Annotated in this window: 19 protein-coding genes; all 19 read right to left on the bottom strand. The window is 40.2% G+C overall.

What is annotated here, in order from left to right:
* Positions 1-14: 14 nt before the first annotated feature.
* The 19 genes from nusA to CSV68_RS04585 all read right to left on the bottom strand — a co-directional run bounded on the left by nusA (position 15) and on the right by CSV68_RS04585 (position 20778).
* A complete protein-coding gene (gene nusA, locus CSV68_RS04675) occupies positions 15-1208 on the bottom strand; it encodes a transcription termination factor NusA (RefSeq protein ID WP_099661551.1) in 1194 nt (397 codons plus the stop codon).
* An 83-nt stretch (positions 1209-1291) separates the two neighbouring features.
* Complete coding sequence (gene rimP / locus CSV68_RS04670; RefSeq protein WP_085133267.1) at positions 1292-1762, bottom strand: ribosome maturation factor RimP; 471 nt, start codon at positions 1760-1762, stop codon at positions 1292-1294.
* 141 nt (positions 1763-1903) lie between these two features.
* Entirely contained in the window at positions 1904-6211 is a 4308-nt protein-coding gene (locus CSV68_RS04665) for a PolC-type DNA polymerase III (protein ID WP_099661550.1), read from the bottom strand.
* Between the two features lie 64 nt (positions 6212-6275).
* Positions 6276-7970 carry a proline--tRNA ligase gene (locus CSV68_RS04660; RefSeq protein WP_099633319.1) on the bottom strand — a complete coding sequence of 565 codons (1695 nt, stop codon included), beginning with the start codon at positions 7968-7970 and terminating at the stop codon, positions 6276-6278.
* 17 nt (positions 7971-7987) lie between these two features.
* A complete protein-coding gene (gene rseP / locus CSV68_RS04655; RefSeq protein WP_099661549.1) occupies positions 7988-9247 on the bottom strand; it encodes an RIP metalloprotease RseP in 1260 nt (419 codons plus the stop codon).
* 36 nt (positions 9248-9283) lie between these two features.
* Positions 9284-10438: a 1-deoxy-D-xylulose-5-phosphate reductoisomerase gene (locus CSV68_RS04650; protein WP_099661548.1), complete on the bottom strand. Its 1155-nt coding sequence runs from the start codon at positions 10436-10438 to the stop codon at positions 9284-9286.
* 19 nt (positions 10439-10457) lie between these two features.
* Positions 10458-11252 (bottom strand): phosphatidate cytidylyltransferase, encoded by a 795-nt coding sequence (locus tag CSV68_RS04645; protein ID WP_099633195.1) that lies wholly within the window; start codon positions 11250-11252, stop codon positions 10458-10460.
* The gene (locus CSV68_RS04640; RefSeq protein WP_099633194.1) at positions 11249-12040 is read right to left on the bottom strand and encodes an undecaprenyl pyrophosphate synthase; all 792 of its coding nucleotides are present in this window, start codon (positions 12038-12040) and stop codon (positions 11249-11251) included. The genes CSV68_RS04645 and CSV68_RS04640 overlap by 4 nt, the downstream gene beginning before the upstream one ends.
* Before the next feature lie 132 nt (positions 12041-12172).
* Positions 12173-12730 (bottom strand): ribosome recycling factor, encoded by a 558-nt coding sequence (frr, locus tag CSV68_RS04635; protein ID WP_099633193.1) that lies wholly within the window; start codon positions 12728-12730, stop codon positions 12173-12175.
* Positions 12727-13455 carry a UMP kinase gene (pyrH, locus tag CSV68_RS04630; protein ID WP_099633192.1) on the bottom strand — a complete coding sequence of 243 codons (729 nt, stop codon included), beginning with the start codon at positions 13453-13455 and terminating at the stop codon, positions 12727-12729. The genes frr and pyrH overlap by 4 nt, the downstream gene beginning before the upstream one ends.
* 79 nt (positions 13456-13534) lie before the next feature.
* Complete coding sequence (tsf, locus tag CSV68_RS04625) at positions 13535-14422, bottom strand: translation elongation factor Ts (protein ID WP_099633191.1); 888 nt, start codon at positions 14420-14422, stop codon at positions 13535-13537.
* Between the two features lie 98 nt (positions 14423-14520).
* Complete coding sequence (gene rpsB / locus CSV68_RS04620; RefSeq protein ID WP_029053181.1) at positions 14521-15258, bottom strand: 30S ribosomal protein S2; 738 nt, start codon at positions 15256-15258, stop codon at positions 14521-14523.
* 153 nt (positions 15259-15411) lie between these two features.
* Positions 15412-15924, bottom strand: coding sequence for a helix-turn-helix domain-containing protein (locus tag CSV68_RS04615; protein ID WP_099661547.1), 513 nt, complete (start codon positions 15922-15924; stop codon positions 15412-15414).
* Between the two features lie 4 nt (positions 15925-15928).
* The gene (locus CSV68_RS04610) at positions 15929-16222 is read right to left on the bottom strand and encodes an RNA polymerase subunit sigma (RefSeq protein ID WP_099661546.1); all 294 of its coding nucleotides are present in this window, start codon (positions 16220-16222) and stop codon (positions 15929-15931) included.
* Entirely contained in the window at positions 16219-16995 is a 777-nt protein-coding gene (locus tag CSV68_RS04605; protein ID WP_099633189.1) for a FliA/WhiG family RNA polymerase sigma factor, read from the bottom strand. The genes CSV68_RS04610 and CSV68_RS04605 overlap by 4 nt, the downstream gene beginning before the upstream one ends.
* 115 nt (positions 16996-17110) lie before the next feature.
* Positions 17111-17605, bottom strand: a complete 495-nt coding sequence (locus tag CSV68_RS04600) for a chemotaxis protein CheD (RefSeq protein WP_099633188.1) — start codon at positions 17603-17605, stop codon at positions 17111-17113.
* Complete coding sequence (locus CSV68_RS04595) at positions 17606-18238, bottom strand: chemotaxis protein CheC (protein ID WP_099633187.1); 633 nt, start codon at positions 18236-18238, stop codon at positions 17606-17608. It abuts the gene before it with no gap.
* Positions 18228-18695, bottom strand: coding sequence for a chemotaxis protein CheW (locus CSV68_RS04590; RefSeq protein ID WP_099633186.1), 468 nt, complete (start codon positions 18693-18695; stop codon positions 18228-18230). The genes CSV68_RS04595 and CSV68_RS04590 overlap by 11 nt, the downstream gene beginning before the upstream one ends.
* Positions 18696-18708: 13 nt before the next feature.
* Positions 18709-20778, bottom strand: a complete 2070-nt coding sequence (locus CSV68_RS04585; protein ID WP_099661545.1) for a chemotaxis protein CheA — start codon at positions 20776-20778, stop codon at positions 18709-18711.
* Positions 20779-20791: the final 13 nt, after the last annotated feature.

The raw sequence follows: 20791 nt of genomic DNA, 5'->3' as shown, positions 1-20791 counted from the left end.
CAATCCTTTCCAAATCAATCTTCTTTTTCTTCATCTGCGTATAAATCAAAATCTTCAACTGATTCAGCTGGTATTTCTTCTTCATACTCATAAGCTTCCAAGAACTCATCTGTATGAGCCTCTAACTCTTCTAACGGAACTGCAAGAGATTCTTCACGAGGATAGATCCCTAATTCCCTTGCATCTGCTTCACTTTTAATATCAATTTTCCAGCCCGTTAATTTAGCAGCCAATCGTGCATTCTGACCTCTTTTTCCGATAGCTAATGAAAGTTGATAATCTGGAACAACAACCGTAGTGGAACGCTCTTCTTCATTCACTTGTACATCAATTACTTTTGAAGGACTCAAAGCATTTGCCACGAAGATAACCGGGTCTTCAGACCACTCTACGATATCGACTTTTTCGCCATTCAATTCATTCGAAATGGTTTGTACTCGTGCCCCTCTTGAACCTACACAAGAACCTACTGGATCTACTTCTTCGTTTGTTGTGTAAACAGAGATTTTTGAACGGTCTCCCGCTTCACGTGCAATCGATTTGATTTCTACTGTACCATCATATATTTCAGGCACTTCAAGTTCAAATAAACGTCGTAATAGGCCTGGATGTGTTCTCGAAACAAACACTTGCGGTCCACGCGCTGTTCTTTCAACTTTTGTAATGTATACTTTAATGCGATCGTGTGGCGCATATGTTTCTGTTTGAATTTGTTCGCTTGACGGTAATACCGCTTCCACTTTTCCTAAACCAACGAATAAGTTCTTCGGATCCATACGCTCTACGATTCCATTTACAATGTCCTCTTCACGATCAATATACTCTTCATAGATCAAACCACGTTCAGCTTCACGTACACGTTGTGTTACTACTTGCTTGGCGGTTTGGGCTGCGATTCGTCCAAAATCACGCGGTGTGACTTCTTCTTCAACGATATCGGTCAGTTCATATACTGGATTGATGAGTTGTGCATCTTCCAATGAAATTTGCAAACGCTCATCTTCTACTTCCTCAACTACGTCTTTACGTGAATAGACAGCCATTGTGCCTTTGTTTAAGTTCAAGTCCACACGCACGTTTTGTGCTTGGTTAAAATTTCGTTTGTACGCTGTTACAAGCGCTGCTTCAATTGCATCGACTATTACGTCTCTTGAAATACCTTTTTGCTGCTCAAGAGCTGTCAGTGCGTCGAGTAGCTCACTACTCATGTTCATCACTCCTACATTCCAATTGTTGTTGCTCTTGGTTCATCTGTCGCTAGCGCAAGGCTAGACAGAGTTTCATTTACACTTTAAAAATCAATTGCTAGTCGTGCAAGTGCAATTTTTGTTTTGTCAATTTCTACTAGTACTTTTCTCGTCTTGATCCGTATTTCCACTTTTGCATGGTCCGGTCCGTACCCGAGTAAATATCCCTCGAATTCTTTCATTCCATCAATCGGCTCATACGTTTTGATGAACACATATTGGCCCACGGCTTTTTCAAAATCTTCATCTTTTTTCAAAGGTCTTTCCGCCCCGGGAGAAGACACTTCAAGGAAGTAATTTTGCGGAATCGGGTCCACAAGGTCTAGTTCCTCGCTTAATTTATTACTAACAGCCGCACATTGATCTATGTCAATGTTGCCTTCAGGCGTATCGATGTAGACGCGTAGAAACCAATCGCGACCTTCTTTCAAGAACTCAACATCAACCAGTTCAAGACCCAATTCTTCTACGATTGGTCTTGCTAACTGTTCGACTTCCTCTATAATTTTACTCAAATGGTATCCCTCCCGAAATTCAAAATAACAACAGAAAAGAGCGGGAAGCCCCACTCTTTTCCGCAAGACGTATAGCAAAAGTTGTTTTAATCGTATCACAAGGGCATTTACAATGCAACTGAAGCAACCGCCACAAGCCCATTAGAATAGGGATAGTTGGTTCGCTTCTGGCATTCCTTCCATGCAACCGAGGTTATCCAGATACTCAACTACAGTTTTAGAAACCCGGCCTCTTTTCTGGAAGTCTTCTTTTGATAAAAACTCACCGTCTTTTCTCGCCTCTACAATCGTCTTCGCAACGTTAGTTCCTAGTGAAGGGATCGAGTTAAATGGTGGAATTAGTTTATTGTCTTCGATGAGAAACTGTGTCGCATCCGATTTATAGAGATCAGGTTTCGCAAATGTAAATCCTCTCTCAACCATTTCAAGCGCAATCTCCAAAACAACTACTAAGTTCTTTTCTTTTGGAAGAGCGTCCAATCCTTTGGCATTGATTTCTTTAACTTTCGCTCGAATACTTGCTGAACCTTTACACATTGTCACCAAATCGAAATCAGTCGCTCGAACGGTGAAGTACGTCGCATAGTACATGATTGGGTGATGAACTTTGAAGTATGCAATTCGAAGAGCCATTAATACGTATGCCGCTGCGTGAGCTTTCGGGAACATGTACTTGATCTTCTTACATGATCCAATGTACCAGCCTGGCACTTTATTCTCTTTCATCGCTTCTTCAAACTCAGGAGTTAGTCCTTTCCCTTTTCGTACAGATTCCATAATCTTAAATGCAAGTGAAGGCTCTAGCCCCTGATAGATCAAATAAACCATAATATCATCACGACAGCCAATTACTTCTGACAGTTGACATGTTTTATTTTGGATTAACTCCTGTGCATTGCCTAGCCAAACGTCAGTACCGTGGGACAGTCCCGATATCTGAATCAATTCAGAGAACGTAGACGGTTTCGTTTCTTCCAACATCTGCCTAACAAATCGTGTTCCGAATTCAGGTACACCGAGAGTCCCTGTTTTACAGTCAATTTGTTCTTCCGTAACGCCAAGGGAAGACGTTCCACTAAACAATTCCATAACGCCTTTATCGTCAGGCGGAATGGTCATCGCGTCGATACCTGATAAATCCTCCAACATTTTGATCATCGTCGGATCATCATGACCTAGAATATCTAGTTTCAATAAATTATTATCGATGGAGTGGAAATCAAAGTGTGTTGTTTTCCAACTAGATTCAAGATCATTCGCTGGGAATTGAATGGGTGTAAAATCAAAGATGTCCATTGTGTCCGGCACAACAATGATACCTCCGGGGTGTTGCCCCGTATTTCGTTTAACGCCTGAACAGCCTTGTACTAGCCGATCAATTTCTGCACCACGCATTTGAATATCATTGTCATTCATATATCCTCGAACATATCCATATGCAGTTTTTTCAGCGACTGTCCCTATCGTTCCTGCCCGAAACACATAATCTTCTCCGAACAGCTCTTTCGTATAGTTATGCGCATGCGCCTGATACTCACCACTGAAGTTTAAGTCGATATCCGGAACCTTATCGCCGGCAAACCCTAAGAAGGTTTCAAACGGGATATCCTGACCATCTTTTTTAAACATCGTCTGGCAATTCGGGCATTCTTTATCCGGCAAATCATATCCAGAACCAACTGAACCATCATCAAAAAACTCATATGTTTTACATGATGGACAAACGTAATGTGGCGCTAGTGGATTTACTTCTGTTATCTCCATCATGGTTGCAACAAATGACGAACCAACAGACCCACGCGAACCGACCAAGTAGCCGTCATCTAAAGATTTTTTAACTAGTTTATGCGAAATCAGATAAATAACAGAGAAACCATTATCAATTATAGATGTTAATTCTTTTATGATTCGTGCTTCAACAATCTCCGGCAATGTTTCACCATATATTTGATGCGCCATAGAATAAGTTAAATCGCGTACTTCGTCTTCAGCACCTTCAATTGTCGGTGTGTATAGATCATCTTTGATAGGTTTCACATCACCTACACGCTCTACAATTTTCAATGGATTGTCAATTACGATTTCTTTCGCTACGTCTTCGCCTAAAAAATCAAATTCTTTCAACATTTCATCTGTTGTCCGGAAATGAACTTCAGGTAACGTGTGCCGATTTAACGGGTTTGCTCCACCTTGAGAACGCACAAGAACTTTTCGATAAGTGGCGTCCGTTTCATTTAGATAATGCACATTCCCCGTTGCACAAACCGGTAAGCCTGTTTTTTTACCAAGTTTGATCATTTTGCGCATAATGTCTTCAAGGTTCCACTCATCTCGAATTAAATCAAGTTCTAGTAAATGTGAGTAGACTGGCTTAGGGTGAAGTTCAAGGTAATCATAAAAACTTGCGATTTCCTCTACTTCTTCCATCGGCTTTTGCATTAACCCTTCGAATACTTCCCCTTTATCACAGCCCGAACCGACAATTATTCCCTTTCGATACTTCACAAGTAACGATCGAGGTATACGGGGCACGCGATAGAAAAAGTCCATATGTGAAATTGATACGAGTTTAAACAGATTTTTCAACCCTTCATTATCTGTTGCCAGCAAAGTACAATGTGAAGGTCGTGAACGCTTATAAGCATCTCCTTCTCCAATATTCTTATTGAGATCATCAAGCCACTCGATACCTTTTTCTAACGCCTCTGACAGCAGGCGTAAAAATAGATACGCTGTAGCTTCTGTATCATAAATGGCACGGTGGTGCTGAGTTAATTCGATATCGAATTTTTTAGCCAATGTATTTAATCGGTGATTTCGCAGTTCTGGATAAAGGAAACGAGAAAGCTCCAATGTATCGATGACTGGATAAGCGACCGTTTCTATTTTTGCACGCTTACATGATGCATAGAAGAAGCCCATATCAAACGAAGCATTATGTGCAATCAATACTGCATCCCCGATAAACTCTATAAACTCCGCCATGACGTCTTCCACTTCTGGTGCATTTTCTACCATGTCATCTGTAATACCTGTCAAATTTGTCGTAACGGATGACAACGGATGATGCGGGTTGGCAAAGCGTTCAAATCGATCAATGATTTCTCCATCTTTCACTCGCACAGCTGCAAGCTCGATAATCGTATCGTATACAGCTGACAATCCTGTCGTCTCCACGTCGAATACAACATACGTATCTGTTTCAAGTAAGCGGTGTTGCTCTTCATAGACAATTGGAACACCATCATCCACCAGATTGATTTCTAAACCAAACAACACTTTAATACCATGTTTTTTACCGGCATTATAAGCATCAGGGAAAGACTGAACGTTCGCATGATCTGTGATCGCAATCGCTGGGTGTCCCCACTTAGCTGCTTGCGCTACTAATGCTGAAGCGGAAACGACTGCATCCATTTGACTCATGGATGTATGCGCATGTAGCTCCACACGTTTCTGTCCATCAGGCGCTTTGTCTTTCCGTTCAATAGTCGGAATAACAGCAATATCTTGTGCCATCATGATTAAGTCCCTGACGAATGTATCGTTCTGGATACCGCCACGAGCTCGTACCCACATACCCTTTTTGAAAGATTTCATAATTTCTGCGTCTTCGTTATCACGAGAAAACATTTTGACTAAGATAGAATCGGTATAATCCGTTACTTTTAATGTCAATAAAGAACGACCACTTCTTAATTCACGTACTTCTGCATCAAATACAAAACCTTCTATAATCAAACGTCTTTCTTCATCCTGTATTTCATGGATTGGAACGATTGGCTCGTTAGCTTTGATCGGTGTACCAAGAGCAAGTACTTTATCAGAATCTCCTTGTTCACTTTTCATCGATTCACGTTGTTGTAACTGATGATAGGCTTGCTTGGACAACACATCTTCTTCCTGCTGCTTTTGCGTGAGGAATTGCTGACGCTCTTCTTCAGCATTATGATTTTCAACAATCGAAACATCGAACATATACTTTGGAAAACCGAATTGTTGATAAAGTGTCGATAATAGTTCCACATATTTATTCTTTAATGTCTGACACTCCAAATCACTCGAGCAATTAAGCATTAATTTCTCGCCGTGTATCGTGGGCTTTTGTTCCACTAAACATTGGCGTATAGGAGGAGAAATATCCGCTAACTCATCTATAATAAGCGGCCAATAATCTATAATTAATTGTTCATTCACTTCATTTTTTCTTGCTTCCATTTCAAGATGTACATTCGCTATAGCAGCAAACGATTCATGAACACGTTGTTGCATAATCTGAAATACCTCTATAGGTAACACTTCATCCAGTGTTATATTGAATTTCCACACTCTTGTTTTTTTCTGTACAGTTACACGATTTAATTCACCGTTTTGAAAATAAGTCATAAACTGATCATCTGTCAGTCCCGTCTGTTGCAGCAAAGTTAAAAACTTTTGAGCGGCATCCATTATATATTCCTCCGTTCTATCGCGAAAAGAAGGGAAGTTCCGTTAACGGACTCCCCTTCTTGGATTAATCTGCACTAAAGAAGGATTGTAGTTTTTCCAACACTTCTTCTTTTTGCCAATCTATTGATTCTCCACTGTGGCGGTACATGACTTCCACAATACCTTCGTCTGCTCTCTTACCAATTATAATGCGGACTGGCAAACCAATCAAGTCTGCATCAGCAAACTTCACACCTGCTCGTTCTGCACGATCGTCATACAATACATCGTATCGATAAGACTCTAGAACTGCATATAACTCATCCGCCAGCTGCGTTTGAATTTCATCTTTAACATTCATTGTAATTAAATGAATGTCAAATGGTGCTAAATGCTTCGGCCACTTCAAGCCTTTTTCGTCATTGAACTGCTCGGCAATTGTAGCTAGTAAACGAGAAATTCCGAGACTATAACTTCCCATAATGAAAGGCTTTGTTCTGCCATGTTCATTAAGGAATGTTCCTTTCATCTGCTCACTAAAGACAGTGCCTAGTTTACGGAGATGTCCTACACCTATTCCTTCAGTGAATTTAATCGTACCCATTCCATCAGGAGAAGCATCCCCTTCTTGAACGAAACGGATATCCACATAATCATCAATAGCAAAATCGCGCTCCGGGTTGACGTTCAATAAGTGATAGTCGTCAATATTTGCTCCCGCTACTACATTCACCATTGCTTTAACTGCATGATCTGCATATACCCTTACACCAATCGGTAGTTTCACAGGACCAATCGAACCGATATGACAGCCTAGTAATTCTTCTATCTGTTGTTCTGTTGCCAATTCCATATGCTTTACATGTAAAAACCGTTTCAATTTATATTCATTGACAGTATGATCGCCTCGACAAACCACCATGACAAAATCATTATCCACTTTATACACCAATGATTTGATTACACGCTCAGGACTAACTGATAAAAATGTAGCGAGATCTTCAATGGTTCGTTGGTTCGGAGTGGAGACTTTTATCATCTCCAACTGTTTTTCATCCGGCATTTCGTAATCTACATGAACTTCAGCAAACTCCATATTCGCGGCGTAGGTAGAACTATCGCTATAAGCAATACGATCCTCTCCGTTTTCGGTTAACGCGATGAACTCATGGGAACCTGTTCCACCATCTGATATAACCATGCGGAAATGCATGCCTAGTCGAGTTAGCATATTAGTGTATGCTTGCATAACTTCCAAGTACTTTTCATCCAAGCTCTCTTGCGTTGAATGGAATGAATAGGCGTCTTTTCTAATAAATTCTCTGCTATGAAGTAGACCCGCACGCGGTTTTATTTCGTCACGGAACTTTGTTTTAATTTGAAAAATCGTTAATGGTAACTTTTTATACGATCGAACTTCATCACGTAGTAAGTCGATGATTGCTTCCTCATCACTTGAGCTTAATGCCAATTGATTGGTTTGTCTGTCAGCGACGTGGAACATTTCCTTACCGTATGAATCCCACCGTTCAGTTTCTTTTAGAATACTCGAACTTTGCAACGCCGGCAAAGAAATTTCAATACCTTCAATGGCTTCCATTTCTTGACGAATAATCGTCGCGATTTTTCTAAAGACTTTTTGTGCAAGAGTTAAATATGTGTAAACACCATTGGCATTCTGTCGGATATAGCCTGCACGCAGCAATAACTGATGCGAACGCATCTCTGTTTCAGATGGATTTTCACGCATTGTGGGTATAAACGTTTTCGATTGTTTCATCATATACTTCCACCTTTTTAGAAGAAAAATCGTTGGATGTCATTCCATGTCACAACAAGCATCAAAACCATTAATAACATGATACCTACAAAATGCACCATACCTTCTTTTTGTTTATCAATCGGTTTGCCCCTTAAGCCTTCAAATAGGAAGAACAATAGTCTCCCACCATCTAACGCAGGTAATGGCAGTAAGTTCATGATTCCTAGATTAATACTTAGCACAGCGCCCCAATTCATTAAATTGAAAATACCGTGTTGAGCAACTTCTTCAGTCGCTTTATAGATGCCTACAGGACCGGACAATGCGTCTATTGTAAACTGACCTGTAACTAGCATACCTAATAATTCAAAGATCTTCACAGTCCACGTGTATGTCTGTTCAGCACCGAAAACAATGGATTTGATAAACCCTTTTTCCAGTGGGCTTGAATACATAACACCAATTTGACCGAATTCCTGTCCAGCATCTTCCACTGTATCAGGTACTACGTCTAAAACAACTTGTTTGCCCGCTCGATCGACTTCTATAGACATCGGGACTCCAGCACTTTTTTGGATCGCTTCAGAAAACTTCGGCCAGGAATCAATCGACTTACCGTCTACTCCTGTGATTAAGTCATCTTTTTTCATTCCAGCTAGCTCTGCCGGAGTATCCGGCTTCACTTCCGAAATAATCGGTTCATTGGTTGGTACACCATTCATTAAACCTAAAGCCAAGAATATGAAAAACGCTAAGATGAAATTGAAAAGCGGCCCTGCAAATATTGCCAATGCCCTGCTACCCAAAGATTTAGATTCAAACTGACGATCATATGGAGCAATTAATGTTTCTTGCCCTTTTTCGATAATCATAGCCGTTCTGGAAATTTTCAGATGAACGAATTGTCCATCTTCGTCATATCCTTCAATATATAATTCTTTATCCAGATCCGACTTTTCAACTTCCACGTTTAAAATATTCGGATTGGAAACATTTCGATTTAAGTAAATCTTTTCTATTTCGTCTTGTGCATTCAATAATAAACCAACGCGGTAACCCGGCTGTAATTCGACAGTATCGAAATCTTCACCAGCCATCCGCACATATCCCCCTAAAGGTAACAAGCGAATTGTGTATTGCGTTTCACCTTTGCGGATCGCTAAAATTTTAGGTCCCATTCCGATAGCGAACTCTCGAACCATGATGCCAGCCCTCTTAGCAAATAAGAAATGACCAAACTCATGAAATGCTACAAGTGTCCCGAATATTACTATAAACGCAATAACCGTTTCCATTCAGTAACCACCTTCACCGGCTGTGACAGCCTGAAATTAATCTTGATACTTAACTATACCATAGACTCTTTTTCGCGTATCGCGATCTGTCTCCAAAATTTCTTCCAAATCAGGATTTTGAATAGTTTGATGTTGCTGCATCATTTCTTCAATTATTTCTTCAATTTGCATGAAAGAAATATGACCTTCCATGAACAGTTGAACCGCCACTTCATTGGCCGCATTCATCGCTGTAGGCATAGTGCCCCCTTCCCTACCTGCATCATATGCAAGTGACAAGGCTTTAAATCGTTTATAATCCATTTTTTCAAAATGCAATTTACCAATTTCATCGAGACGAAGACGCTTAGCATTGGCCATCGGAATACGATCCGGGTAGGTCAGTGCGTATTGAATAGGAACACGCATGTCAGGTGAACCTAGTTGCGCCATGACACTTGTATCTTCAAACTCCACCATTGAGTGAATTATACTTTCTTTATGTAGTAGACATTCTATTTTATCATATGGCATCGCAAATAAATGATGTGCTTCTATGACTTCTAATCCTTTGTTCATCATTGTTGCTGAATCAATAGTTAATTTATTGCCCATCGACCAGTTTGGATGCGCGAGTGCTTGTTCCACTGTAACGTTCTGAAGTTGATCCCGCGTATAGTCCCTAAAACTCCCACCAGATGCTGTTAATATTAAGTTTGTGATGCGTTTCGGATTTTCACCATTTAATGACTGAAATAATGCAGAGTGTTCACTGTCTACTGGAACAAGTGGGACGTTATGTCGTTTTGCTGCTTCTACGACAAGATTACCTGCTGCTACCAGTGTTTCTTTATTCGCAATAGCTATCGTCATGCCCGCTTTAATCGCTGCGAGTGTCGGTCTCAGTCCTACACTACCGATTACTGAGTTCAACAAGACATCCGCTTCCAGTCCTACCGCCGCTTCAATAAGTCCTTCATCACCATGAACGAATTGAACTTCAGGAAACTCATTTTGTAAGCGCATTGCGTCTGATTCTTCCAAAACAGAAACTAATTTAGGATGAAACTTTGCAATAATTTCACTTACTTTCTGAATATTTCTTCCTGCCGACATTGCAGTTAATTCAAAGCGGTCAGGATGAGCTGCAATAATGCTTAATGTTTGAGTACCGATAGAACCCGTAGCACCAAGCAAATTGATTTTCTTCATATTATGAACTTCCTTTCCATTATCCTATAAATTGAACAAAATGAAGCAATGGGAGTACAAATAGCAAGCTGTCAAATCGGTCCATAATACCACCATGTCCAGGCAACAGCTTCCCGGAATCTTTTACGTTATAGAAACGTTTTAGTGCAGACTCAACTAAGTCCCCCATTTGACCTACAATTGATGCCACTATTGTAATGATAATAAACGATACGAATGACGTGGCGATAGGGTAAAACATATTATAAATCAACGTAATCACGATCGCAGAAATTATGCCCCCAACAAAACCTTCAATCGTTTTATTAGGTGAAATATCCGGCCAGAGTTTTCGTTTACCAATTTTACGTCCAACAAAATACGCACCGGAATCTGTAGACCAAATAATAAGTAACGCATAGCCTATGTACTCTAAACCAAATAAACGAGTTTCAATTAAATAATAGAATCCGATACCGACATACAGCGCACTAATTGCACTGAATGCAATATCTTCGAATGTCCATTTATTTTTCATTACTACAGTATAAACCAATAACAATAATATCAATACATAGATCATTTCAAGTTTCTCTAATTTCAGGAAACTTTCTACTTGTTCTGTCCACCTAGATGGAAGTAAAATGACGAGTAGAAGTAACCAAGAGATAAATCCGCCGATAGAAAAAAGGGACATATTACGCATGCGTAATAGTTCGTATAGGCCAATCGTAGATATCGCAAAAATCATCAAAATAAACGGTAATCCACCGACAATAATCAATGGCACAAAAAATGCGAGAGCTACAATAGCCGTGATGATTCTTTGCTTCATCTTTTCTGATCTCCTTCCAAGCTTCCAAAGCGCCGATCCCTCTTTTGGAAATCTTCTATTGCTTGTAAAAAGCAGTCTTCATCATAATCCGGCCATAATACTTCGGTAAAAATGAATTCTGCATAGGCAAGTTGCCATAACATAAAATTAGATAAACGTACTTCACCGCTTGTGCGAATCAGTAGGTCAGGCTCCGGCAAGTGCGCGGTCATTAATTTGGATCCGATTAAACTTTCATCAATTTGATCTACTTTTAAATTTCCGGCAGCCACTTCTTCCGCCAATTCTTTCATCGCATGAACTAGTTCCACTCTACTCCCATAATTCATCGCAAAATTCAAAACCAAACCTTGGTTATCTTTAGTTTGTTCCATTGCTTTCCTAATTGCTTTCTCTGTATGGCTCGGAAGCGCATCCATATCTCCGATCATTTCCACTTTAATACCTTTTTCCATCAACTCAGGTAAATACGTATTGAGGAACTCGCCTGGAAGATTCATCAAAAAGTCAATTTCCATCCTCGGTCTCTTCCAATTTTCAGTGGAAAATGCATAGAGAGTGAGTGCCTTCACACCCAAAGCGTTCGCGAAATTAGTAATTTGGCGAACAGTTTTCATTCCCTCATGGTGGCCAGCAATACGTGGCATTTTACGTTGCTTCGCCCATCTTCCATTTCCATCCATGATAATTGCCACATGGTTAGGAATTTGTCTATTTTTAACGGCTTCAATCCGTTCGTCCAGGAATTGAATGTCTACCGTCTTTTTTCGCATTAGTTTTCTAAGCATAGCGTTCCCCCACTTGGCTCAATTCGGATACTCCTACTGACTATCCTACCAAATTGCATGGTAAATAGCATGCAAAAGAAAGAAAAGAGCGTCCTAAAAGTAGGACGCTCCTCCTTATAGAAAGTTCTGTACTCAGATTTCCAAGATTTCATTTTCTTTATCTTTTGCAGTTTGGTCAATCTTTTCGATAAATTCATCTGTCATCTTTTGTACTTGTTCATTGTAACGGCGTAATTCATCTTCAGTAATTTCTGCATCTTTTTCAAGCTTCTTCAAATCTTCGTTGCTATCGCGACGAACATTACGAATCGCTACTTTCGCATCTTCAGCTTCACGCTTTACATCTTTCACCAAATCTTTACGACGTTCTTCTGTAAGTGCAGGTACAGCAAGACGAATAACTGACCCATCGTTAGACGGTGTAATACCGATGTCTGATTTCATGATAGCTTTTTCGATTTCGCTGATTGTAGTCTTGTCATAAGGTTGAACTACTAATAAACGTGGTTCGGGCACGGAAATTCCAGCCATTTGATTTAATGGTGTAGGCGCTCCATAATAAATAACAGAAATTCTGTCTAACAGGCTCGCATTAGCTCTTCCAGCACGGATAGATGCCAATTGTCGTGAATAGGCGCTATGTGCTTTATCCATACGTTCTTTCGTCTGATCCATTACTTCTTTTGTCATTTTTTATTCCTCCTGACGACCGTCCCGATTTTTTCACCAAGTACGGCTTTTTTGATATTGCCATTTTCCATAATTGAGAATACTACGAGCGGGATATCATTGTCCATACATAGAGTTGAAGCAGTAGAATCCATAACTTCAAGCCCTTGACTGATCACTTCAAGATAGGACAGTTCTAAGTATTTGGTAGCTGTTGAATCTTTCATCGGATCAGCAGAATAAACACCGTCTACGTTGTTCTTCGCCATTAAAATGACATCTGCTTCGATTTCAGCAGCACGTAGAGCAGCGGTAGTATCTGTGGAGAAATAAGGGTTTCCAGTTCCTGCCGCAAATATTACCACACGCTTTTTCTCTAAATGACGGATTGCTTTCCGGCGTATGTAAGGTTCAGCTACTTGTCTCATATCAATGGAAGACATGACTCGAGTTTCTGGTCCTAGCTTTTCAAGAGCGTCCTGAAGAGCAAGAGAGTTCATAACCGTTGCAAGCATTCCCATGTAGTCAGCTGTTGTCCGGTCCATTCCCATTTCACTTCCGACTTTCCCACGCCAAATGTTTCCGCCACCAACTACTACAGCTACTTCTACACCAAGCTCTACTACTTCTTTCACTTGGTTCGCAACTGATTTAACAACTTCCGGAGATAATCCGTAGCCTTGATCACCAGCTAATGCTTCCCCACTTAATTTTAACACGATGCGCTTATATTTTGGAATACTCATGTTGGCCCTCCTGCAATTTCCTATTCTCAAAAAAGAGGAACACATGATGGATGTGCCCCTCTGTACGATTGGATTATACTTAGTTACCTTTAACTTGGCTCATTACTTCGTCAGCAAAGTTGTCTTCACGCTTTTCAATACCTTCGCCCACTTCATAACGAATGAACTCTACTAATGTTCCGCCAGTTGATTTCACGAAATCGCCAACTTTTTGATCAGAATTCTTAACGAATGCTTGATCCAAGACACAGATTTCCTCGAAATACTTTCCAAGGCGTCCTTCTACCATTTTCGCTACGATGTTTTCTGGCTTACCTTCGTTCAAAGCTTGCTCAGTCAATACGTTACGCTCTTTTTCTACTTCTTCAGCAGATACTTGGTCGCGTGAAATGTATTTAGGGTTCATTGCTGCGATATGCATTGCTACATCTTTCGCTGCATCAGAATCAGTTGAACCTTCAAGAACAGTCAACACAGCAATACGTCCGCCCATATGTAGGTATGGTCCGAAAGCGTCTTGATCTGTTTTCTCACGGATTTCAAAACGGCGAAGAGTAATTTTCTCTCCAATTTTAGCTACCGCGTTTGAAATATGCTCAGACACAGTTAAACCGTTGTCTAATTTCGCTGCGTTTGCTTCTTCTACTGAAGCAGGTTTCGTAGCAAGTAAAAACTCAGAGATTTCCTTAACAAGTGTTTGGAAGCCTTCGTTTTTCGCTACAAAGTCTGTCTCAGCATTTACTTCAAGAATAACTGCTTCGTTACCTTGAACTAAAATGTTTGCGACACCTTCAGCTGCAATACGATCTGCTTTCTTCGCTGCACTTGAAAGGCCTTTTTCACGCATATATTCCATTGCAGCGGCCATATCTCCGTCTACTTTAGTTAATGCTTTTTTGCAGTCCATCATACCTGCACCTGTTTTTTCACGAAGTTCTTTAACCATTTGGGCTGTAATTGTTGCCATTTGAAAATTCCTCCTATTAGATATCATTTGAAGTTGCTTATTACTTTAAAAAGAGACGATAAGGGGTACGCCACTTATCGTCTCATCATTTACTCATTTCAGTCTGCAGTAACAGTTGCTGTTTCGTTTACTGTTTCAGCTACTTCGTCGTCTTCACCTTGACGGGATTCAATCAAAGCATCTGCCATTTTGCTTGTTAGTAAACGTACTGCGCGGATTGCATCGTCGTTCGCAGGAATGACATAGTCGATTTCGTCCGGATCACAGTTAGTATCAACGATTCCAACGAGTGGAATATTCAATTTGATTGCTTCAGCTACCGCGATACGCTCTTTACGTGGATCCACGATAAAGATTACATCTGGCAAGCCTTTCATGTCACGGATACCGCCTAGGAATTTCACAAGACGTTCGTGTTCTTTATTTAATTGAGAAACTTCTTTTTTAGGAAGTACATCAAACGTGCCATCCTCTTCCATTTTCTCAATAGCTTTCATACGCGCTACACGCTTTTGAATAGTACCGAAGTTAGTCAATGTTCCACCCAACCAACGTTGGTTGATGTAGTACATTCCAGCACGTTCCGCTTCTTCTTTGATTGCTTCTTGTGCTTGTTTCTTCGTACCTACGAAAAGAACTTTACCACCATCAGCACCGACTTGGCGCATGAAGTTGTAAGCTTCCTCTAATTTTTTGACCGTTTTTTGAAGGTCAATGATGTAGATGCCGTTACGCTCCACGAAGATATATTTCTTCATTTTTGGGTTCCAACGACGTGTTTGGTGTCCGAAATGTACACCAGCTTCTAGCAATTGTTTCATTGAGATTACTGACATGTTTAATTCCTCCTATTGGTTTTTTATCCTCCGCGTACTTCCAGCGAATAAGTGACCATAATGGCACCCACTCATTCATCCGCACGCGTGTGTAGTAATACCATCTATTAAATTAACACAATTCTACGTTGTTTGCAACTACTGTGTATAATTTTAGTCGAATTTTATTATCAATTCAATTTCTGTCTTACCTTTATTCAACTCTCTTGCAATTTCTTCTATTGATTTACCTTCTGCATAGAGCTGTTTTGCTTTTTCTTTGTCGTCAAGTGATTTAGGGGGTAATTCTGCGTTCTTTTCTTGTTCATTCTTTTCGATCGCCACCGTTTTCTGGTAGGAACGCAAAGCAAAATGAACAGGAACCGGATGCAACCTCGGTCTCAGATCAGGCATTTCAGAAGCTTCTGGTATTGACTGCTCTTGCGGCACAGAGTCTGTAGTTTCTTTCACTTGAGCATTCGATCGTTGATTCAGTTGATGAATTAAACGGTCGTTTTCCTCTTTAATTTCTTCTAGATAAGCTAATACGGATTGATCCATTTCTTTCATCAGTCGTTGTTGCTTTGTCTCCAGATTATTGAATTTCGATATTTTCAAGTACAGCAATGTTAGTAGCATAAATCCAATGATTTGTAAGATGAACAAAAGAGCTAGTATTATTCCCATGATATTATCCGCTATAATCAACAAACGAACCTTTAAATGGGTGCTTGGCTTGCTGTCGTTCTTTCTCTTGTTTTTGTTTTTGTTGGGACTCATCGCTTGGTTGCTGATCATCTCCATCCAATTTTGCGTATGGTAATGATTCCAAAACGGTTTCCTTACTTTTTAACGCTTGCTTTTCTGTTTGCATATTGGCACTGTCCTGAGCATGTTGAGACTGTTGCTGCTTTTGCTCTGCTATTTTACCTGCCTCAAATGTTTTCGGGATTGCAATTTGAAGTTCAATCGCTTTCAAACTCATAAAATCCCTCCATCTGTAATTTCAGCCGCCAGCAGCGACCGTAACTTAAATAATGCTTTTGAATGTATTTGTGAGATCCTTGATGTAGATAAGCTTAAAATTTCTCCGATTTCTGTTAGCGTCATATCTTCTTGATAAAATAAACTGAGTACCAATTGTTCATTTTCATTTAGTTCTTTAATTTTTGTTATCAAGTCTTCAATTAATTCGCCTTTGACCGCTTGTTGTTCAGGTGTTTTCGTTTGTTCATCCTGTAACACGAAGGTTTGATCGTGATCATCTTCATCATTCATTTTTTCATCGATGGACAATACATTAGCAAAATACTGTTCATGCACGGTTTGATAAACTTGATCCGTTGTAATGCCTAAATGATCAGCTACTTCCTCAGGTGTAACTGTTCTCAAGTATGACTGTTCAAGTTTACTAATTTCCTCGTCCATTTTCTTGGTTTTTTCTCTCGAAGAGCGTGATAACCAATCTTCTTTTCGTAAACCGTCTATAATCGTACCCCGAATTCGGAATGAGGCATACGTGTCAAATTTCAAATCACGTGATGGATCAAATTTTGTTAACGCGTCGAAAAGTCCTTGATAGCCGAGAGATTTGATTTCATCACGTGATACGTTTTTCGGCAGTCCAGCACTGATTCGTTGAACGTGATAATTCACAAGAGGTGTATACATTCGAACTAGCGTATCACCTGCATCAGGGTCACGATTTTCAATCCATAACTTCCACTGATACCGTTCAGTTACATCTTGATTTGTCATCGAATTCACGCCTTTCCTGTCAGGTTCCTTGTACCGATATCATCTCTTATGTATAAGTATAGCAAATCGCAATAGATAAAGGCGACTAATGCATTAGCCGCCTTCGTTTGCACTGTTAAATTTCCTGTGTTCCAGCATTGACGGTACGAACAGATAGGATACTCGTATCAGGATCAAATTCAATTGTACGTCCGCTTGATCCGCCTGTATCTTCTGCAACAATCGGAATCGAATATCTTTTCAATTCTTTTTTTACCGCTTCTACATTGCGTGGACCGATACGAATCGTATCATTTGAACCGAACTGAAACATTTGCGCTCCGCCAGCAATTTTTGCTTTAATGCTGAAAGGTCTAACTCCTTGTGATTTCAAAAGTTCCAACATAGCGTGAATACCTGTATCTGCGAATTTTGCCACATTCAGTTTTGTCGATTTACCCAACTCACTGTCAGGTAACATAACATGCACCATGCCCGCGATTTTTTTCGAAGAATCATATAGTACTACACCAACACACGAACCCAGTCCTGATGTGCGTATCGTATGAGGGGATTTAGCAATATTCATATCCGCTATCCCTACGCGCACTACCGTTTGAACGCTTGCCATCTATAAGACACCCAACGAACTGAATATTGTGCGGTAAGATTGCGGGTCGGGTAACAAGAAGAAATGCCCCGCTAAACTCGACATTCCCTGTTCGCCCTCTTGTAATATTTCCGTTTCAATGACGATTACTTCATCACTGTACTGAGATACTTCGATCAGGCCGAAGCTAACAATGGCACCCACCATATCAATACTTAATGAAGGTACAGTTGGGTAGATATTTAAGGAAGTGAAATCAGAAAGTGCAGATAAATAAGAACCTGACAATATATTTCCCAACTCCTGTAGCGCAGAAGCACCCATTCCCAAATCCCCTACATCGTTAATACTAAATGCTACATCACCCGTCAGTTTACGAATAAATTGTGTTGCAGATTCAATAGTCAGTACGAAGAACATGGTGCCGGTCACTTCACCTTCTATACGCAAAAAGATACCCGCTACCACTTTTTCAGTGCCGCCTGCTAAATCAAACATTTCATCAAATGTAACGAGTTCGACTTTAGGTACACGCATGTCAATTTTCTGACCTAGCAACTGAGATAAAGAAGTTGCAGCATGCGCTGCGCCAATATTCCCGATTTCCTTTAAGACATCCAGATGCATTTCGGTGATGTCATTTTTAGAATCCATCCGTATTCCCCTTCTTTATTGGTTGCAGTACTTTTTCCAAATTCAACATGACTAACAATCGCTTACCAACTTTCGCCACTCCAGAAATGAATTCTGATTCTACAGAACCCACCACTTCCGGTTGAGGGCCTATTGCGCTCGTTGGAACATCCATCACATCATTGGCATCATCTACAATTAAACCGACCTCTGAACCCGCATGCGAAACAATAATAATGCAACTTGTTTCATCAAATTCTTTATACTCCATATCAAAACGTTCACGTAAGTCCACTACCGGTGTCACTACACCACGTAAATTTAATACCCCCTTTACATAAGAAGGCATACGGGGAACTCGTGTAATCGATAGCGATTTCTCGATGGATTCTACAACGTCAAGTCCAATCGCATATTCCTTATTCATCAATTGAAAGACGATCACTTTCATTTCGTTTACTTCTGCTGCTTTTGTCATGTCATCACCTCGATTATTTAATCAATGCATTACAGTCAACAATTAATGCAACTTGACCGTTTCCTAAAATTGTCGCGCCTGAAATCGCAAAGACATTCTGCAAGTATTCGCCGAGTGATTTCAGCACGATTTCCTGTTGACCAATAAATGAATCTACGACTAACCCAGCTAAACTTTCACCTTTACGAACGATGACGATCGATTGAAACTCATCTTCTTCATTGCTTCTATTTTTCATTTCGAATATATCTTTTAAGTCCACCAACGGCACAATTGTTCCACGGAAATCGATTACTGGCTGATTATGCGCATTTAAAATATCAGACTTTTGAATAATGGCAGTTTCGATTATAGACGACAAGGGGATTGCATAAATTTCTTTATCCAACTCTACTAACATTACCGAAATAATAGAAAGAGTAAGAGGTAACTGAACCTGGAATAACGAACCCTTTCCTTCAGTGGAATCGATCGAAATATGTCCGCCAAGAGATTCGATTGTGTTTTTCACAACATCCAGACCCACACCACGACCTGATACGTCGGTAATAGAAGCCGCAGTTGAAAATCCTGAGGCTAATATCAATTCCGCTACTTGTTTATTCGTCAAAGAATCGGCAGCTTCAGGACTGATAATTCCCCTTTCAATTGCTTTACCCACTACGCGTTCGCGGTTCACACCCGCTCCATCATCTTCTAGCTCGATAAATACATGGTTACCTGAATGATAGGCGCGCAATGTTACAGTTCCAATCTCTGGCTTGCCATTCGCAATGCGCTCCTCCGGCATTTCGATACCGTGATCTAAAGCATTTCGAATCAAATGCACGAGGGGATCTCCTATTTCGTCAATTACGGTTCGGTCCAACTCTGTTTCAGCGCCGACAATCTCCAAATCAATTTTCTTATTCAGATCACGCGCCAATTGCCGAACCATTTTTGGGAATCTATTGAAGACTGTTTCTACAGGTACCATTCGCATGTTCAAAATGATGTTTTGTAAATCCCCTGATACCCGTGTCATTCTTTCAACGGATTCATTCAATTCAGGGTTATGCAATTCACTGGCAATAGATTGAAGGCGTCCACGATCAATGACAAGTTCTTCAAATAAGTTCATTAAAATATCTAGTCGGTCAATATTCACTCGAATGGTTTTATTAGAATTGGAAGATGTGGCCTTTTTTGTTTTTACAGCTTCCTTAGGTACTTCTTTAGTTGTCGCAGCTTCCGCAACAGGTACGATTATCGTTTCCACGACTTCCGGTTCTGGATCTTTTGTATTCAATGCAGCTTGTTTATACTTTTGCACGTATTCATCCGTAATGTATGTAATATGTACATCTTCTATTTCAGAAACTTTCAGGACTTTTGCCTTTAGATCTTCGGCGTCTTCTTGTGTCAATAGAACAATCGTAAACTTTTGATCGAAATCTTCATTTTCTAATTGTTCTACTGTAGGAACGGTTTTTATGACTTCGCCTGACTTTTCCAAAATCTCAAACGTCATAAATACGCGAGCTACTTTTAACAAGCAATCCTCACGTAATGTAACTGTGATTTCTAAAGCATTAAAGCCTTGTTCAGCAGATTGGGAAATAACCGTCAATTCAAACTCATCATAATGAATTCCCGTCGAAGTTACGACTTCAATGAAAGGTTCCTCAGTTGTCGCTGCGGGCTCAGTTACTAAATCAAGTGGTTGTCCGGCTTCTATTCGGTTAAGAGTGTCTACTAACTTGCTGACGTCTTTCTTTCCGTTACCACCTGATTCGATATCTTGTACCATTAATTCAAGATCATCCACTGCTTCAAATACTACGTCTAATATTTCTGTTGTAACACTAATTTTTGAGTTTCGAATTGCATCAAGGACGTTCTCCATTTTATGTGTTAAATCTGCAATATCTTCATATCCCATTGTCGCTGACATTCCTTTAAGGGTATGTGCAGCCCTAAATACTTCATTGACAATGGCCAGGTCATCAGGATTATTCTCTAACGCTAGCAACTGTTCACTACAAGCTTGCAAGTGTTCTTTACTTTCTTCGATGAACATATCCAAATATTGACTTACATCCATTGTAAAGCCCCCT

Origin of the sequence: Sporosarcina sp. P29 (assembly GCF_002743265.1) — a bacterium.
In the GTDB taxonomy this organism is placed as follows: Bacteria; Bacillota; Bacilli; order Bacillales_A; family Planococcaceae; genus Sporosarcina.
The sequence above is the reverse complement of the archived record's forward strand: the minus strand, read 5'-3'. Positions and strand labels throughout refer to the sequence as shown.

What these genes read in the sequence shown, in the direction of transcription:
- CSV68_RS04640 (WP_099633194.1), bottom strand. Translation starts at nt 12,040, where the DNA reads ATGCTTAGAAAACTAATGCGAAAAAAGACGGTAGACATTCAATTCCTG.
- CSV68_RS04590 (WP_099633186.1), bottom strand. Translation starts at nt 18,695, where the DNA reads ATGACAAAAGCAGCAGAAGTAAACGAAATGAAAGTGATCGTCTTTCAA.
- CSV68_RS04600 (WP_099633188.1), bottom strand. Translation starts at nt 17,605, where the DNA reads ATGGCAAGCGTTCAAACGGTAGTGCGCGTAGGGATAGCGGATATGAAT.
- tsf (WP_099633191.1), bottom strand. Translation starts at nt 14,422, where the DNA reads ATGGCAACAATTACAGCCCAAATGGTTAAAGAACTTCGTGAAAAAACA.
- CSV68_RS04585 (WP_099661545.1), bottom strand. Translation starts at nt 20,778, where the DNA reads ATGGATGTAAGTCAATATTTGGATATGTTCATCGAAGAAAGTAAAGAA.
- CSV68_RS04660 (WP_099633319.1), bottom strand. Translation starts at nt 7,970, where the DNA reads ATGAAACAATCGAAAACGTTTATACCCACAATGCGTGAAAATCCATCT.
- CSV68_RS04665 (WP_099661550.1), bottom strand. Translation starts at nt 6,211, where the DNA reads ATGGATGCCGCTCAAAAGTTTTTAACTTTGCTGCAACAGACGGGACTG.
- CSV68_RS04605 (WP_099633189.1), bottom strand. Translation starts at nt 16,995, where the DNA reads ATGACAAATCAAGATGTAACTGAACGGTATCAGTGGAAGTTATGGATT.
- rseP (WP_099661549.1), bottom strand. Translation starts at nt 9,247, where the DNA reads ATGGAAACGGTTATTGCGTTTATAGTAATATTCGGGACACTTGTAGCA.
- nusA (WP_099661551.1), bottom strand. Translation starts at nt 1,208, where the DNA reads ATGAGTAGTGAGCTACTCGACGCACTGACAGCTCTTGAGCAGCAAAAA.
- pyrH (WP_099633192.1), bottom strand. Translation starts at nt 13,455, where the DNA reads ATGAGTATTCCAAAATATAAGCGCATCGTGTTAAAATTAAGTGGGGAA.
- CSV68_RS04610 (WP_099661546.1), bottom strand. Translation starts at nt 16,222, where the DNA reads ATGAGTTTGAAAGCGATTGAACTTCAAATTGCAATCCCGAAAACATTT.
- CSV68_RS04615 (WP_099661547.1), bottom strand. Translation starts at nt 15,924, where the DNA reads ATGGGAATAATACTAGCTCTTTTGTTCATCTTACAAATCATTGGATTT.
- CSV68_RS04645 (WP_099633195.1), bottom strand. Translation starts at nt 11,252, where the DNA reads ATGAAGCAAAGAATCATCACGGCTATTGTAGCTCTCGCATTTTTTGTG.
- rpsB (WP_029053181.1), bottom strand. Translation starts at nt 15,258, where the DNA reads ATGTCAGTAATCTCAATGAAACAATTGCTAGAAGCTGGTGTACATTTC.
- CSV68_RS04595 (WP_099633187.1), bottom strand. Translation starts at nt 18,238, where the DNA reads ATGGATTCTAAAAATGACATCACCGAAATGCATCTGGATGTCTTAAAG.
- frr (WP_099633193.1), bottom strand. Translation starts at nt 12,730, where the DNA reads ATGACAAAAGAAGTAATGGATCAGACGAAAGAACGTATGGATAAAGCA.
- CSV68_RS04650 (WP_099661548.1), bottom strand. Translation starts at nt 10,438, where the DNA reads ATGAAGAAAATCAATTTGCTTGGTGCTACGGGTTCTATCGGTACTCAA.